18 protein-coding genes are annotated in these 15,619 nt (G+C 70.9%); 14 read left to right on the top strand and 4 right to left on the bottom strand.

The features are described 5' to 3' along the window. Window position 1: 1 nt before the first annotated feature. Entirely contained in the window at window positions 2-1,321 is a 1,320-nt protein-coding gene (locus CGZ93_RS09650; protein ID WP_094363892.1) for a M20/M25/M40 family metallo-hydrolase, read from the top strand. Window positions 1,322-1,334: 13 nt separating this feature from the next. After that, complete coding sequence (locus CGZ93_RS09645; RefSeq protein ID WP_094363891.1) at window positions 1,335-1,535, top strand: DUF5703 family protein; 201 nt, start codon at window positions 1,335-1,337, stop codon at window positions 1,533-1,535. Here CGZ93_RS09645 and CGZ93_RS09640 read toward each other — a convergent pair whose 3' ends face one another. Both CGZ93_RS09640 and CGZ93_RS09635 read right to left on the bottom strand, forming a co-directional pair. After that, window positions 1,536-2,516, bottom strand: coding sequence for an aldo/keto reductase (locus tag CGZ93_RS09640; RefSeq protein ID WP_094363890.1), 981 nt, complete (start codon window positions 2,514-2,516; stop codon window positions 1,536-1,538). Between the two features lie 71 nt (window positions 2,517-2,587). Further along, entirely contained in the window at window positions 2,588-3,418 is an 831-nt protein-coding gene (locus CGZ93_RS09635) for an undecaprenyl-diphosphate phosphatase (RefSeq protein ID WP_094363889.1), read from the bottom strand. 176 nt (window positions 3,419-3,594) lie between these two features. Between CGZ93_RS09635 and CGZ93_RS09630 the strand changes: the two genes are divergently transcribed. Genes CGZ93_RS09630 through CGZ93_RS09620 form a run of 3 tightly spaced genes read left to right on the top strand, consistent with a single transcriptional unit; the run spans window position 3,595 to window position 5,804 of the window. Next, complete coding sequence (locus CGZ93_RS09630) at window positions 3,595-4,386, top strand: histidine phosphatase family protein (RefSeq protein ID WP_094363888.1); 792 nt, start codon at window positions 3,595-3,597, stop codon at window positions 4,384-4,386. Between the two features lie 13 nt (window positions 4,387-4,399). Then, window positions 4,400-4,996, top strand: coding sequence for a DUF3090 domain-containing protein (locus CGZ93_RS09625; protein WP_094363887.1), 597 nt, complete (start codon window positions 4,400-4,402; stop codon window positions 4,994-4,996). A 13-nt stretch (window positions 4,997-5,009) separates the two neighbouring features. Further along, window positions 5,010-5,804, top strand: a complete 795-nt coding sequence (locus CGZ93_RS09620; RefSeq protein WP_094363886.1) for an SCO1664 family protein — start codon at window positions 5,010-5,012, stop codon at window positions 5,802-5,804. Window positions 5,805-5,810: 6 nt separating this feature from the next. Here the strand turns inward: CGZ93_RS09620 and CGZ93_RS09615 are convergent, their stop codons facing one another. Then, a complete protein-coding gene (locus CGZ93_RS09615; RefSeq protein WP_094363885.1) occupies window positions 5,811-6,665 on the bottom strand; it encodes a hypothetical protein in 855 nt (284 codons plus the stop codon). Between the two features lie 86 nt (window positions 6,666-6,751). On the opposite strand from CGZ93_RS09615, the gene mshC reads away from it, so the two are divergent. The 6 genes from mshC to CGZ93_RS09585 all read left to right on the top strand — a co-directional run bounded on the left by mshC (window position 6,752) and on the right by CGZ93_RS09585 (window position 11,500). Next, complete coding sequence (mshC, locus tag CGZ93_RS09610) at window positions 6,752-8,014, top strand: cysteine--1-D-myo-inosityl 2-amino-2-deoxy-alpha-D-glucopyranoside ligase (protein ID WP_094363884.1); 1,263 nt, start codon at window positions 6,752-6,754, stop codon at window positions 8,012-8,014. After that, window positions 8,011-9,186: an AI-2E family transporter gene (locus CGZ93_RS09605; RefSeq protein ID WP_176451710.1), complete on the top strand. Its 1,176-nt coding sequence runs from the start codon at window positions 8,011-8,013 to the stop codon at window positions 9,184-9,186. The genes mshC and CGZ93_RS09605 overlap by 4 nt, the downstream gene beginning before the upstream one ends. A 178-nt stretch (window positions 9,187-9,364) precedes the next feature. Beyond that, complete coding sequence (locus CGZ93_RS09600) at window positions 9,365-9,628, top strand: phosphoribosyl-ATP diphosphatase (RefSeq protein WP_094363882.1); 264 nt, start codon at window positions 9,365-9,367, stop codon at window positions 9,626-9,628. A gap of 23 nt (window positions 9,629-9,651) precedes the next feature. Beyond that, window positions 9,652-10,527 carry an ATP phosphoribosyltransferase gene (gene hisG / locus CGZ93_RS09595; protein ID WP_267489727.1) on the top strand — a complete coding sequence of 292 codons (876 nt, stop codon included), beginning with the start codon at window positions 9,652-9,654 and terminating at the stop codon, window positions 10,525-10,527. Then, a complete protein-coding gene (locus CGZ93_RS09590; protein ID WP_141211156.1) occupies window positions 10,524-11,003 on the top strand; it encodes a PH domain-containing protein in 480 nt (159 codons plus the stop codon). Before hisG ends, CGZ93_RS09590 begins: the two co-directional genes overlap by 4 nt. Before the next feature lie 35 nt (window positions 11,004-11,038). After that, window positions 11,039-11,500: a DUF2871 domain-containing protein gene (locus CGZ93_RS09585; protein WP_094363880.1), complete on the top strand. Its 462-nt coding sequence runs from the start codon at window positions 11,039-11,041 to the stop codon at window positions 11,498-11,500. Window positions 11,501-11,515: 15 nt separating this feature from the next. Here CGZ93_RS09585 and CGZ93_RS09580 read toward each other — a convergent pair whose 3' ends face one another. Next, window positions 11,516-12,031: a hypothetical protein gene (locus CGZ93_RS09580; RefSeq protein WP_094363879.1), complete on the bottom strand. Its 516-nt coding sequence runs from the start codon at window positions 12,029-12,031 to the stop codon at window positions 11,516-11,518. 230 nt (window positions 12,032-12,261) lie between these two features. On the opposite strand from CGZ93_RS09580, the gene CGZ93_RS09575 reads away from it, so the two are divergent. From CGZ93_RS09575 to CGZ93_RS09565, 3 genes are all read left to right on the top strand, one after another. Further along, window positions 12,262-13,491: an MFS transporter gene (locus CGZ93_RS09575; protein WP_094363878.1), complete on the top strand. Its 1,230-nt coding sequence runs from the start codon at window positions 12,262-12,264 to the stop codon at window positions 13,489-13,491. Between the two features lie 89 nt (window positions 13,492-13,580). Then, a complete protein-coding gene (locus CGZ93_RS09570; RefSeq protein ID WP_176451709.1) occupies window positions 13,581-14,822 on the top strand; it encodes an MFS transporter in 1,242 nt (413 codons plus the stop codon). Next, on the top strand, window positions 14,819-15,601 hold the full coding sequence (locus tag CGZ93_RS09565) for a siderophore-interacting protein (protein WP_094363876.1): 783 nt from the start codon (window positions 14,819-14,821) through the stop codon (window positions 15,599-15,601). The genes CGZ93_RS09570 and CGZ93_RS09565 overlap by 4 nt, the downstream gene beginning before the upstream one ends. Window positions 15,602-15,619 lie beyond the last annotated feature (18 nt).

Here is a 15,619-nt window from a genome sequence, read left to right as displayed (position 1 = left end):
GATGAGCGAACAGCCCAGCGCCCCCGACGCCGAGGTGGTGCAGCTGTGTCACGAGCTGATCCGCATCGACACCACCAACGATGGCACCGGAACCGGACCGGGGGAGCGGGACGCCGCGGAATACATCGCCGGAAAGCTCGACGAGGTGGGCATCTCCTGCGAGCTGTTCGAGTCCGAGCAGCGGCGTACCACCCTGGTCGCGCACTGGGAACCGCCCGGCTGTGACACCGGCCTGCCGCCGCTGCTGGTGCACGGGCACACCGACGTGGTGCCGGCCAACGCCGCGGACTGGCAGGTCGACCCGCTGGCGGGCGAGGTGCGTGACGGCTGCGTCTGGGGCCGCGGCGCGGTCGACATGAAGGACTTCGACGCGATGGTGCTCAGCGTGGTTCGCGACCGGGTACGCAGCGGCCGGCCCACCCGGCGCCCGATCCGGCTGGTGTTCACCGCCGACGAGGAGGCCGGCGGCACCCTGGGCGCGACCTGGCTGGTGCAGCACCACCCGGACACGGTCGCCGACTGCACCGAGGCGATCGGTGAGGTGGGCGGTTTCTCGCTGACCATCCGAGACGACCTGCGGCTCTATCTGGTGCAGACCGCCGAAAAGGGCCTGTCCTGGTTGAAGTTGATCGCCGACGGCACCGCCGGTCACGGGTCGATGCGCAACCACGACAACGCGGTCACCGAGCTCGCCGCCGCCGTCGCGCGGATCGGGGCGTACCAGTGGCCCTATCGGATCACCAGCGCCCAGCAGGCGTTCCTCGACGCGGTCTCCGAGGCGCTGGAGATCGAGCTCGACCTGGACAACGTCGAGGAAACCCTGTCCCGGTTGGGATCCATCTCCCGGATGGTCGGCGCCACCATGGGCAACACCACCAACCCGACGATGCTGGACGCCGGCTACAAGGTGAACGTGATCCCCGGTCAGGCCACCGCCGGGGTGGACGGGCGGGTGGTGCCCGGTGGCGAGGAGGAGTTCCGCACCACGATGAGAGAACTGCTCGGCGAGAAGGTCCGGATGGAATACGTCGTGCACGACCCGGCGGTGGAGACCGAGTTCGCCGGCGACCTGGTCGAGGCGATGCAGAAGTCCTTGCTGGCCGAGGATTCCGGGGCCCGCGCGGTGCCCTACCTGATGAGCGGCGGCACCGACGGCAAGGCGTGGTCGAAGCTCGGCGTGCGCTGCTTCGGGTTCGCGCCGCTGAAACTGCCACCCGAGCTCGACTTCGTCGGCATGTTCCACGGGATCGACGAACGGGTGCCGACCGAGTCGCTGGAGTTCGGCTCCCGGGTGCTCGACCACTTCTTGGAGATGGCATGAGCCAGGAGATCGCGTGAACATACGCACCCCGATCGAATACGAGGTGGAGCAGGTCCGGATCCCTCGTGACTGGTCCCGCAACGCGGTCCGTCGGCTGCTCACCGACCGCGCCGAATACGGCGGCTGGGAGCTGGTGCGGCTGCGTCGCTATCGCGACGGCACCCGCGACGTCTGGGTACGCCGCAAGATCATCCGGGTACGCCCGACCCTCTAGTCACGGGTTGGTCAGTCGGTCGTCGCCAACGCGGCCGCGCATCGGCCCGCCGGACACGTCGTCCAGGGCTGAGGCGATCTGCTCGGGCAGGCGTACGCCGACCGCCGCCAGGCAGCCGGTGAGTTGTTCAGGGGTACGCGCCCCCAGCAGCGGAGCGGTCACCCCTGGCGCGTCGCGGACCCACGCCAGCGCCACCTGGCTCAGCGTCAGGTCCAACCCGTCGGCAGCCCGCGCCACCGCCTCCACCACCGCCCGGCTGCGCGCGTCCAGATAGGGTTCGGTGAACCAGGCGAAATGCGACGCAGCACGGGAATCGCGCGGAGTGCCGTGGCGATACTTCCCGGACAGCACGCCGCGGCCCAGCGGTGACCACGGGAAGAAGCCCATCTGCACCGCCCGCACCGCCGGCAGGATCTCCACCTCGGCCCGCCGCGCGAGCAGCGAATATTCGACCTGATTCGACACCACCGGCGCCCGGCCCGGCACGGCGCGCTGCCAGGTGGCCGCGGCAGCGGTCTGCCAGCCGATGAAGTTGGACACCCCGACATAGCGCACCTTGCCCGAGGACACCGCCTGATCCAGCGCAGCAAGGGTTTCCTCGAGCGGGGCACTGCCCCAGGCGTGCACCTGCCACAGGTCGACGTGGTCGGTGCGCAGCCGCCGCAGCGACCCCTCCAGGTCGGTCAACAGGGCACGGGCCGAGGTGTCGACGACCCGCTGCCGGTCGCGCACCACGAACCCGGCCTTGGTGGCGATCACCAGCTCCTCGCGCGGAACCACCCGGGTCAGCTCGCCGAGCATCCGCTCGGCCTCGCCGGAGCCGTACGCCGCAGCGGTGTCGACCAGGTTTCCGCCAGCCTCGGCGAAGTCGGTGAGCAGCTGCCGCGCCTGCTCGGCGGAGGTGTCCCGCCCCCAGGTCATCGTGCCGAGACCGAACTCCGACACCTCGAGTCCCGAGCGTCCCACCGTGCGCAGCTGCATGGCGTCGACCCTAACGAAACTCCGGCGGGGATGACCGTGCGACGCGTACGCCGCCGCTCAACGCCCGCGGATCAGCCCTGCGCGAGCGGGTGCAGCACACCGGTGAGCAGCAGCACCGACACCACCGCGGCGAGCATCAGCCGATAGACGACGAAGACGGTGAAGTTGTGCTTGCTGACGAAGCGCAGCAGCCAGTGGATCACCGCCAGGCCGATGCCGAACGCCAGGATGGTGGCCACGATGATGGGCCCCCACGAGGCCGTCGGGTCACCGGCCACGTCCTTCAACTTGTACAACCCGGACAGGAAGACCGCGGGAATCGCCAGCAGGAACGAATACCGCGCGGCGGCCTCGCGCCGGTAACCCATCAGCAGACCGCCGGCGATGGTGCCGCCGGAGCGGGACACCCCGGGGATCAGCGCCATCGCCTGGAACAGGCCATAGAGCAGGCCGTCGCGCCAGCTGAGCTGGTCCAGGGTCTTCTCGTTGCGGGCCACCCGGTCGGCGATCGCAATGACGATGGCAAAACCGGCGAGCATGGCGACGGTGATCCACAGGTTGCGCAGGTTGTGGTCGATCGCCTTCTCGAACAGCACGCCGAGCACACCGATCGGGATCGAGCCGACGATGATCAGCCAGCCCATCCGGGCGCCCGGGTCGTTGCGCGGCACCCTGCCGGCCAGCGCGAGTGCCCACTGCTTGATGATCCGGCCGATGTCGCGGGCGAAATAGATCACCACCGCGGTCTCGGTGCCGAGCTGGGTGATCGCGGTGAACGCCGCGCCCGGGTCGACCCCGCCGAGCAGCTGCCCGACGATCGACAGATGCGCGCTGGAGGAGATCGGCAGAAACTCGGTCAGCCCCTGCACGATGCCCAGCACGATGGCGTCCAGCCAATCCATCCGATGATTCCCTTCGACCGCTGATGATGCCTCGGAAACAGTAGACCCGCGGACCGATCGGTAGGGCATCGGCGCGCCAGGTCCGGCCGGTGGGCCGAGCCATGGTCGCCCCGGGTCGGCCGGCGGTCTGAGCCGCGATCAGGCACGCCCCAGCAGGCGTCGGTATCCTCGGGCCCATGACGACCCTCTTTCTGGTCCGGCACGGCCGCTCCACCGCCAACACCGCCGGCGTACTCGCCGGGCGGGCCGAGGGCGTCGAGCTCGACGAGACCGGGCAGGAGCAGGCCCGCGCGGTGGGGGAGCGCCTGGCGGGCGTACCCCTGGCCGCGGTGGTCACCTCGCCGATCCAGCGCTGCGTGCAGACCACCGAGCTGCTGCTCGGCGATCGCGGGCTGACCCCGGCCCTTGAGCCCGGGCTGACCGAGTGCGACTACGGCGAGTGGACCGGGCACAAGCTGACCGAGCTGGCCAGCCACGACCTGTGGCAGACGGTGCAGCGGCAACCGTCGGCGGCCCGCTTCCCCGGCGGCGAGGCGCTCACCCAGCTGTCGGCGCGGGCGATCGACACCGTCCGGGAGTGGGATCGCCGGCTGCACGCCGAGCACGGTGACCGGGCGGCCTGGCTGGCCGTCTCGCACGGGGACGTGATCAAGGCGATCCTGGCCGACGCGCTGGGGCTGCACCTCGACTCGTTCCAGCGGATCATGGTCGACCCGGCCTCGGTGTCGGTGATCCGCTACACCGAGAGCCGGCCCTACGTGGTCACCATGAACTCCACCACCGGCCCGCTGGCCTCGCTGATCCCGCCGGCCGAGGGCGACCCCGATGCCGCGGTCGGCGGCGGCCTCGGCGCCCACGCCCAGCAACCCGGCCCGACGGCCCCGGTCGGCAGCACCACCGCCCCGGCCGACGAAGCCACCGACCCTCCGCCCCGGTTGGAAGGGAACAGCCCCACCGCGGGGCAGTGAGTAGGCTGACCGTATGGCCATCGTCGAGCATCGCTACGACACCCCTGACCGCTTCGTCGCCGGTACGGTCGGCGAGCCGGGTGATCGCACCTTCTTCCTGCAGGCGCGCGAGGGCAACCGGCTGACCAGCGTCGCCTGCGAGAAGCAGCAGGTGTCGGTGCTGGCCGAGCACCTCGACCGGGTGCTGGGCGAGGTCGGCCGGCTGACCGGCGGCATGGTGCAGGTACCACCGCAACGCGAGGTGGCGCACGACAACCAGCCGCTGGACGCCCCGATCACCGAGGAGTTCCGGGTCGGCACGATGACCATCGCCTGGGATCCGGCGGATCAGAAGATCGTGATCGAGATGTTCTCGGTGACCGAGGGTGACGACGACGAGCTCGAGCTGGACGACGAGACCTCCGCCGAGCAGGCCGCCCAGGCCGAGGCCGAGCGCGCCGGCGAGGTGCTGGTGGTGCGGATCCGGCCCACCGTGGCCCGCGACTTCGTCGCCCGTAGCCAGGCGCTGATCGCCGCCGGGCGGCCGGCCTGCCCGTTCTGCCTGCAGCCGATCGACCCGGACGGTCACATCTGCCCCCGCGCCAACGGTTATCGGCGGCCGCTGTTCTGACCCGGAATCGGCCATGAGTGAGCCCAGTTTCGCCGCGCGGTTGTCCGGGGCCGAGTTGACCGTCACCGGACGGCTGGTGCAGGCCTCCAACGCCACCTTCCTGTGCGAGCTGACCCCGCCGGGGGGCGACCCGATGCTGTGCGTCTACAAGCCGGTGCGCGGGGAGCGGCCGCTGTGGGACTTCCCCGATGGCACCCTCGCCCAGCGCGAGCTGGCGGCGTACCAGGTCTCGGCGACGGCCGGCTTCGACCTGGTCCCGGAAACTGTGATCGTCGACGGCCCGCTCGGTCCGGGATCGCTGCAGCGGTGGATCGAGGTCAGCGACGGCGAGGACGGGACCGCCGAGCTGGACGACCCGGTCGACCTTGTGCCGGCCGGCCGGGTGCCCGAGGGCTGGTTCGAGGTCGTCGAGGGGGTGGATGCGCACGACCGGCCGGTGGCGGTGGTGCACGCCGACGACCCGCAGCTGCGCCGGATGGCGCTGTTCGACGCGGTGATCAACAACGCCGACCGCAAGGGTGCGCACATCCTGCGTACGCCGAACCGCACCTGGGGGGTCGACCACGGCCTCTGCTTCCACACCGATCCCAAGCTGCGGACGGTGCTGTGGGGCTGGGGTGGGGAGCAGCTGACCGAGGCCGAACGGCAACTGGTCAGCGACGCAGTGGCCGTGGTCGATGAGCTCGGTGAGCTGATCACCCCCGACGAGGTGGTGGCGTACGAGCTGCGCTGTGCCGAGCTGCTCGATGAGGGACACTTCCCGCTGCCGCGGGGCGGCTGGCCGTCGATCCCGTGGCCGCCGCTGTGAACCGACTCAGCGCACCTGGAGGGGGGCGCCGGCACCCTCCAGCAGCACCTGGCGGGGCAGCAGTACCGCCGGCACGTCCCAGACCAGCTCGTACGCCTTTCCCTCGGTGCGGCTTGTCGCCCCGGACAGGTGCAGCCGTTCACCATCCAGCACCAGGTGCACCGGTCGGCTCTCGGGTGAGCTGCTGAGGCATACCACCGCCTGGAACAGCAGTCCCTCCCGTCCGGTCCAGCTCACGTTGTCCAGCAGGCCGGCGCCGCGGAGTCGCTCGAACTCCGCCTGGTCGGTGACCGGCGCGAGTCTGCTGGGGTGCTCAACGGCCAGCTGGGTCGACCGCAGCGCACGCAGTTCGAGCGGAGACACCCGAACCCGATCGTGCACCCGCAGTTCGGGTGAGCGGGGGGAGGCGACGGAGAAGGACTGTGGCAGGACCGACCAGGGAGCCAGGAACCAGGCTGTGCGGTAGGTGTGGGCGACGCAGTCGATCTGCCGACCGTCATCCTCGGGCCGCCGGAACGCCACCGCGACCCGGGTGCTGTCGACCACCAGCCGGGGGCTGTGCACGGCGCAACCGCCGTAGGGGAGGCCAAGGATCGCGTGCTGATCGGGGTCGAGGGTCGCGAGCAGGTCCGGTTCCCAGTGAAAGCGGTGCCGCAGGGCCCAGCGCACCTGCTCGGCGCCGGACCAGAACTCCACGGGAGCGGTCACGTGCCTGCCGGGCGACTCGGCGAGCAGGCGTACGCCGGGTGGCTGACCGGCGGGGGGAGGGGCGTCGCCGAATCGACCGCAGGCGGTCAGCGCGGCGACACCCAGCCCGGCGGCAAACAGGGCGCGGCGAGACACGGATTGGCGGGACTGCATGACCAACCGACGCGTCAGACCCCCGATCGGGTTCTGCGGCTGGGACGAATAGGTGCCGGTCGGTCACGCTCGCTAGGCTCGACCCCATGCGCGCTTGGACCGTTCCGGATCTGCCCACCCTGCCCGCCGCAGGCGTCGAGCTGCCCCCGATCCGGGTGCACGACACCGCGGCCCAGGGACTGGTGGAGACCGCACCGGGTTCGGGCACCGCCCGGCTCTACGTCTGCGGGATCACCCCCTACGACGCCACGCACATGGGCCACGCCAACACCTACGTCGCCTTCGACCTGCTGAACCGGGTCTGGCGCGACCGCGGGCTGCGGGTCAACTACGTGCAGAACGTGACCGACGTGGACGACCCCCTGCTGGAGCGGGCCCGCGACACCGGCCTCGACTGGCGTGAGCTGGCCGCCGAGCAGACCGAACTGTTCCGCACCGACATGAGGGCCCTGAACGTGCTGCCCCCGGCCGACTACATCGGGGCCGTCGAGTCGATCCCGCTGGTCACCGAGCTGCTGCAGCGCTTCGACGCCGCGCAGGTGTACGCCGCCACCGAGGGCGAGGCCGACTGGTACTTCGCCGTGCACAGTGATCCCGAGTTCGGCAGCATCTCCCACCTCGACGAGCGGCAGGCCCTGGCCACCTTCGCCGAGCGCGGCGGGGACCCGGACCGACCCGGCAAGCGGCACCCGCTGGACTGCCTGGTCTGGCAGCTGGCCCGCCCCGAGGAGCCGAGCTGGCCGAGCCCCTTCGGCGAGGGGCGCCCGGGCTGGCACATCGAGTGCGCCGCGATCGCCGAGCACTACCTGGGCAGCGAGTTCGACGTCCAGGGCGGCGGCTCCGACCTGATCTTCCCGCACCACGAGATGAGCGCCGCCGAGGCGTACGCCGCCACCGGGAAGCGGTTCGCCCAGGCGTACGTGCACGCCGGGATGGTCGGCCTGGACGGCGAGAAGATGTCCAAGTCCAAGGGCAACCTGGTGCTGGTGTCGCGGCTGCGCGCCGAGGGGGTGGACCCGATGGCGATCCGGCTGGTGCTGCTGGCCAACCACTACCGCGGCGACTGGTCCTGGACCGACGAACAGCTGACCGAGGCGACCTCGCGGCTGGCGACCTGGCGGGAGGCCGTGTCGTTGCCGGCGACGCTGCCGGCGACCGAGGTGCTGGATCAGGTACGCCGAGCCCTGGCGAACGATCTGGACGCGCCGGCCGCGCTGGCCGCGATCGACGGTTGGGCGGCCGCGTCGTTGGACGTCGACGGGGACGACACCGACGCCCCGGGTCTGGTCGCCGCGCTGGCCGACGCGCTCCTGGGCGTACGCCTGGTCCACGGACCGGCGCCTCGGTGAGCCGCGTGGAAGCGGCCGCGTCCCGCCCGGACCAGCCGCGCTCGGGGCTGCCCCGGGTCCTGCTGATCCTGCTCGGGCTGGCCATCGGCCTGCTGCTGTTGAACCAGCTCGGCAGCTTCAAGGCGTACGCCGCGCCGCTGTTCCTGGCGCTCAACCTGGTGCTCGCCGTGTCGCCGTTGCAGTCCTGGCTGGTCCGCAAGCGGGTGCCGAAGTGGGCGGCCGCGGTCGTGGCGGGCCTGGTGGTGCTGGCGATCCTGTTCACCTTCTTCTGGGCGATCGGCTGGTCGATCACCCTGCTGATCACCGAACTGCCCGCCTATCGCGAAAAGTTCCTCGCGCTGTGGGGCCAGGTGGTCGACCTGCTGGCACGCTTCGGGATCTCCGAGGACCAGCTGACCAAGCAGGTGAAGGCGATCGACCCGCAGTCGGTGGTGAGCGTGCTCACCGACGTGCTGGCCAACCTGCAGGGCGTGCTGTCGGTGCTGCTCGTGGTGGTCACCGCCGTGTTCTTCCTGATGATGGACTCGGTCGGCTTCGGGGCTCGGCTGCGGCGGGCGGGCAGGTACCACCCGCAGCTCACCGAGGCCCTCGTCTCCTTCGGCGAGGGGGTGCGGCAGTACTGGATCGTCACCACGGTGTTCGGCCTGATCGTCGCCGTCATCGACTGGGTGGCGCTGGTGGTCATCGGCGTCCCACTGGCGCTGGTGTGGGCGGTGCTGTCGTTCCTGACGAACTACATCCCCAACATCGGGTTCGTGATCGGTCTGATGCCGCCGGCGCTGATGGCGCTGCTCGCCAAGGGGCCGACCGAGGCGATCATCGTGGTGGTCATCTACTGCGTCGCCAACTTCGTGGTGCAGTCGATCATCCAGCCGAAGTTCACCGGGGACGCCGTCGGGCTCACCCCGAGCGTGGTGTTCGTGTCGCTGCTGATCTGGGCCCTCGTCCTGGGTCCGCTGGGTGCCCTGCTCGCCCTGCCGGCGACGCTGCTGCTCAAGGCGGTCCTGGTCGACGCCGATCCCCGTGCTCGGTGGGTGAACGCCCTGATCGCCTCCGACCCCTCGACCGCCGACGCCGACAACCCCACCGACGCCCATCACGGCGACGACGCCGACGAGATGCTCGTCGAACGCCTCGGCTCCGGCTCCACAATCTTCAAGCGGCGTTCTTGATTGGGCGGCTCGCGCGCAGGGCGGGGAGCGTCTGGCAGGGCGCCCCCGATCTGGAGGCCACCAAGGAGAATCCCGCGTCTCGAAGTCCATACCAACCCAGTCACCGCGAGGATTCGACGACTGCGCTGAACATCGGGGATTGGGCACCCTGCGCGCGAGCCGCCTTAGACTAGCCAGCGTGAAATCTTTCGAGGGGTTGTTCGCCGAGCTGACCGAGACCGTGCGCAACCGGCCGGAGGGGTCGTCGACGGTGCAGCGCCTCGATGCCGGCGTACACGCCATCGGAAAGAAGGTGGTCGAGGAGGCCGCCGAGGTGTGGATGGCCGCCGAATACCAGTCGAAGGAGGAGGCGGCGGAGGAGATCAGCCAGCTCCTCTACCACCTGCAGGTGATGATGATCGCGCTCGATCTCGACCTCGAGGACGTGTACGCCCACCTGTGAGCATCCCGACTACGCTGGCGGCCGTGAACTCCGCCAACGGCACCGAACGTCCCACGCTGAAGATCGCGGTCCCCAACAAGGGGGCGCTGTCCGAGGCGGCCGCCCAGATGCTTCGCGAGGCCGGCTACCGCCAGCGCAGCGACAGCAAGGAGCTGGTGCTCACCGACGAGGCGAACCACGTCGAGTTCTACTACCTGCGCCCGCGTGACATCGCCGTGTACGTGGGGGAGGGCACCCTGGACGTCGGCATCACCGGCCGCGACATGCTGCTCGATTCGGGGGCGCGGGCCAGGGAGGTCCTGGCCCTCGGGTTCGGTGGGACCCGGTTCCGCTTCGCCGGGCCGACCGGCGCGGGACACACGGTCGAAGGGCTGACGGGTCAGCGGGTCGCCACCTCCTACCCGGGCCTGGTGGGGGCGTACCTGGAACGGCAGGGCGTCAAGGCGCGGCTGATCAAGCTCGACGGTGCCGTGGAGAGCGCCATCCGGCTCGGGGTGGCGGACGTGATCGCCGACGTCGTCGAGACCGGGCGTACGCTGCGCCAGGCCGGGATGGATGTCTTCGGGGAGCCGATCATGCACAGCGAGGCGATCCTGATCCAGCGGGCCGAGTTGCCTGAGCCGATGGGCCTGGAACTGCTGGTACGCCGACTGTCCGGCGTCCTGGTGGCGCGCAACTACGTGATGATGGACTACGACTGCCCGGCCGAGCTGGTCGACCGGGCGTCGGCGCTCACGCCGGGCCTAGAATCACCCACGGTGTCCCCGCTGGCGAAGTCGGGCTGGGTGGCCGTGCGGGCGATGGTCCGTCGCGCCCAGGCCCAGCAGGTGATGGACGACCTGTGGGAGCTCGGCGCCCGCGCGATCCTGGTCACCGACATCGCCGCCTGTCGCCTGTGACCGCCGGATCCGGTACGCCGGGAGCCCGGCCCGAGATGTTCCGCCCGCGGATGCTGCTGATCTGGGCCGGTGGCCTCTCGGCGGTGATCGTGCTCGGCCTGCTGCTGGGTTGGTGGGCCATCGGCGCGGACGTCCGGGCCCGGTTCACCGCCTTCCAGGTGATCACCCTGCTGGCGATCGCCGGCGGCGGGATCGCGATCATGATGGCGATGGCTCTGTCCACGGTGACCGCCGACCCCAGCGGGCTGACCGTGCGCAACGCCGTGCTCAGTCGGCGGCTGAGCTGGGACGAGGTCGAGGACGTGCGCTGGGGACCGGGTGCGTCCTGGGCCCATCTGATCCTCACCGACAACCCCGACGATCCGAGCCGGGTGCCGATGCTCGCCCTGCAGACCGTCGACGGTCGGCGTACCCGGGCCGCGGTCGACCGGCTCCGGGAACTGCTGGCCGCCCACCGGAATCAACCGAAGGATTGATGGATCGGCGCTTCCCCGCCGGTTGACTGGTCCGCATGAAGAAGTTGTACGCCTCCGCCGCCGGATACACCGTGCTGGGCCTCGCCGCCGGTCTCTACTACCGCGAACTCACCCGCAGTCACGGGTTCACCGGAACCTCGCAGCTTGGGCTGGGCCACACCCACTTCCTCACCCTAGGCACCCTGGTGATGCTGCTCGTGCTGGTGCTGGAGCAGGTGTTCCGGCTCTCGCAGAGCCGCACGTTCGGCTGGTTCTTCGGGCTGTGGAACGCCGGAGTGCTGGTCACCGGGGCCATGATGCTGGTCCGCGGCACCTTCACCGTGCTCGGGAATCCCCTGACCAGCAAGGCGTTCGCGGGCATCGCCGGCCTCGGACACATGATGCTCACCGCCGGGTTCGTGCTGCTCTTCCTGGCGCTGCGCAAGGCGTTGCAGTCGGCCCCGACCCCCGGCTCGCAGCGCACCTCGGCACCTGCCCGGCAGGTCCCCGTCGGCTGACCTGCGGGCATCGGTTCACTCGATGCCGCGGGAGCGCAGGATCGCCTCGATCTCGTCCTCCTCGGGGTCGGCGGCGGCCTTGCCCTTCGCCCCCGACGCCTTGGCCGCGGGCCTGGTGCCGGACCCCGAACCGACGGCGGTCGCCCCGGCGGCCGCACCGGCACCTCCGCGACGGGTCGGCGACTCGACCGCGCCACCGCCCTTCGCCTTCTCCACGGCCCGCCGGGTGTGGTTCCGTCGGGCGACCATGCCGCCGACCACCCAGAGCACCACGGCCAGGCCGATCAGTCCGAAGCCGGTCCAGATGGTGGTGTTGAACACCACCGAAGAGGCCCAGCGGGCGACCGCCACCACGGCGTCCCACAGCATCCGCAGCAGGCCGGTGAGATAGAGCCCCACCGGCAGCGCGGCGAAGCCGAGCGCCTGGAGCGCCCGCCCGCGGCGGCCGCGGATCCAGAGCAGGACGGCGAGAATCAGCCCGAGCACGCCGAGGGCGATGCACAGCGGCAGCAGAGCGGTGTTGGGGTCCATGGGCCAAGTCTCCCACGCGTCGGCCACGGGGCCGGCGTACCGGTTCCCGGAGAAATCCCCGAGATCCCGACTGGTGTGGCCGGCGAGCATCGAATCATCTCCCGCGATATCGCCGGGCGCCTCAGGGAAAGCCCCGGGAACCCGGAATAGCACGACACCGCGCCCGCGTTGTCGCACACGTCCGGGCTGGCGAGGATGGCAGTCACCGCACGTCTTTGGAAGTAATCACGATGACTGCACCAACCATGATTCGACGACTGACTCCGCCCGCCCCGGGAACCGATCCGAGCACGCTGTCCCGCGGCCGGATCGCCGCCGCCGAACTCGCCCTGATCATCGGCGGCCTGGCGATCGGCACCGCCGAGTTCGTCAGCATGGGCCTGCTGCCGCAGATCGCCGACGGCATCGGGGTCTCCATCCCGACCGCCGGTCACGTGATCTCGGCGTACGCCATCGGCGTCGTCGTCGGCGCACCCCTGTTCGCCGTCCTCGGCGCGCGGCACGCCCGGCACAGGATGCTGCTGCTGCAGATGGCGCTGTTCGTGGTCGGCAACCTGGCCGCCGCCGCGGCCTCGGGATACGACCTGCTGGTCGCCTCGCGGGTGCTCGCCGGACTGCCGCACGGCGCCTTCTTCGGCCTGGCCGCCCTGGTCGCGGTCGACCTGGCCCCACCGGGACGCGCCGGTCGGGCCGTCGGCCGGGTGATGCTCGGCATCCCGGTCGCCAACATCGTCGGCGTCCCGCTCGCCACCTGGCTCGGCCAGGCAGTCGGCTGGCGCAGCGCCTATCTGCTGGTCGCCGGGATCGGCCTGCTGTCGCTGGCGATGGTGGCCTGCTTCGTGCCGCGCAGTCACAGCGACCGCACCCGCACGGTACGCCGCGAGGTCGGGGAGTTCGCCAACTGGCAGGTCGCGCTCACCCTGCTCACCGGCGCCGCCGGATTCGGCGGCATGTTCGCCATGTATTCCTACATCGCCCCCACGGTGACCGAGGTGAGCCGGTTGGCCGAGTCGATGGTCCCGCTCTTCCTGCTGGTGTACGGAATCGGCATGTTCATCGGCACCGGCCTGGGCGGGCGGCTGGCCGACTGGTCGGTCGCGCGCACCATCGTGATCGGGCTGATCAGCAACGGGATCCTGCTCGCCGTGTTCACCCAGACCGCGGCCCACCCGATCGCCGCAGTGGTGACCGTGTTCGGGATCAGCGTTTCCGCCTCGCTGTTCGTGGTCGGCCTGCAGCTGCGGCTGATGCGGGCCGCCGGGGGAGCACGCACCCTGGGCGCGGCGAGCAACCACGCCGCGCTCAACCTGGCCAACGCGCTGGGCGCCTGGCTCGGCGGGCTGGTGATCAGCGCCGGGCTCGGCTGGACCGCCCCGAGCTGGGTCGGCGCCGGCCTGTCGATGCTTGGGCTGCTCGTCTTCGGCACCGCGCTGCTGGTGCAGCGCAGGCGGGGCGCCTGAGCCGCTCGGGCGGCGTACGCCCCTCTTGACAGCCTCCACGGGAAGCATAAGTTTAGGCTCACCTAATCAATTTTCCCGATGGAGGATCCGTGACCGATCTGGCCGACCGGCCGAGGACCCGCACCGAGGCGGGCGCCCGAGGGATCTTCCCGCTGGTGTCCACCCTGTACATCACCCAGTACCTCGGCGTCGGCTTCATCTACGTCGGGCTGACCGCGATGCTGCGGCAACGGGGTGCCTCCTTGGAGAGCCTTGCCGCGGTCAGCGCGGCCGGCATCTTCTGGGCGCTCAAGCCGCTCTGGGCGCCGCTGATCGACCGGTTCGGGCACACCCGCTTCGGGCACTACCGCACCTGGCTGCTGATCCTGCAGCCGCTGCTCGCACTGGCCGGGCTGGCGATGGTGGCCATCCCCGAGCCGCACCAGCACCTCGGCCTGCTCGGCGCGCTGATCGCGGTCTACACGCTGATCACCTCCACCCAGGACATCGCCGCCGACGGGCTGACCGCCCGCGCCGTCACCGACGACACCCGCACCTTGGCCAACGGCATCGCCAACGCCGCCCAGTGGGTCGGCAACGTGCTCGGCGGCGGTGTCGTGGTGCTCGTCTATGACCGCTTCGGCTGGGTGCCGGCGATGATCACCCTCACCGTGCTCTCGCTGGCCCCGTTGCCGCTGGTGCTGCGGCACCGCGAACGGCTTCCCGACGGACCCCCGCCGCGGCTCGGCAGTGCGTACGCCGCGCTGGTCCGCGTCTTCCGTCAGCCCGGTGGCCTGCGCTGGGGCCTGCTGGTGATGCCGCTGCTGCTCGCCGGAAGTACCGCGGCGTACCCTCTGCTCTCGCCGCTGCTGACCGACGCAGGCTGGTCGCTCAGCCGGCTCGGCTGGGTGCTCGGGATGCTGCTCGCCGCCCCGGCGGCCCTCGGTTCGCTGGCGATGGGACCGCTGGTCGCCCGCCTCGGTCGACGACGGGTGCTGCTGGTGGTCGGGTTGCTCAACGCCGGCGCGGTGCTGGCGCTCGTCCCGCTGGTCGCGGCGCAGGCACCACTGGTGGCGACAATCGTGGTGCTCAGCGTCTTCGTGGCGGCGATGGCCGCCGCCAGCACCCTCGTCTACACCGTCAACATGTCGATGACCCGATCGGGCTCCGAGGGCAGCGACTTCACCGTGCTGGCCGCGGTCGCGATGGTGGCGAGCTATCTGCTCGGTGCCGGGCTGCTCTATCTGGCCGGCAGCCTCGGCTATCGCAACGTGCTGTTCGGCTGCGTGGGGCTGGCCCTGCTGGCCACCGTGGTCGCGGTCCGTCACGGCCGGTCGGGGGAGACGCGATGACCAACATCACCGTCACCCACGCCGCCTCCGGCGTGATGCGCGCCGAGGTGGCGCGCACCGTCCGGATCTCACCCAACCTGCACCGGGTCACCCTGACCGGTGCCGACCTGGCGCGGCTCGAGTGGCGCGGCTTCGACCAGTGGGTCCGGCTGTTCCTGCCCACCGCCGACGAACGCAGTCTCGAGCACGTGCCCGAGCGGATGACCCGGGCCAGCTATCTGAGGATGATGGCCACCCCGGCCCGGCTTCGCCCGACCGTGCGCAGCTACACGCTGCGGGAATGGCGGGCCGACGACGGTGAACTGGACATCGACTTCGTGGTGCACGGCACCGACGGGGTGGCCGGGCCGTGGGCCCAGGCGGCCGCCGCCGGTGACCGGGTCGCCCTGCTCGACCAGGGCTGCGGGTGGCCGGAGCCGACGGCGACCAACCTGCTGCTGTGCGCCGACGAGACCGGGCTGCCGGCCGTGCTGGGGGTGCTGCGTGACCTGCCCGCCTCGGCGAGCGCTCACGCGCTGATCGAGGTCTGTGACCTGGCCGACGCCCAGCCGGTGACCGCACCCGCGGGGGTGGCGGTGCAGTGGCTGGTACGTCCGCCGGGCAGTCGTCCGGGCCAGCAACTGCTCCGCGAACTGGCCGCGCTCACCCTGCCCGACCAGGACCGCTACGCCTTCGCCGTGGGGGAGTCCGGGCTGGCCACCGGGGTACGCCGCCACCTGGTCCGCGAGCGCGGCTGGGCCAAGGACGAGGTCACCTTCTGCGGTTACTGGAAGCAGTGAGCAGCCACGGCGCGTTAG

The sequence above is a fragment of the Enemella dayhoffiae genome (assembly GCF_002250625.1).
Taxonomy (GTDB): Bacteria; Actinomycetota; Actinomycetes; order Propionibacteriales; family Propionibacteriaceae; genus Enemella; species Enemella dayhoffiae.
Note: the sequence above shows the minus strand (reverse complement) of the source record. Positions and strands in the feature narration are given on the sequence as shown.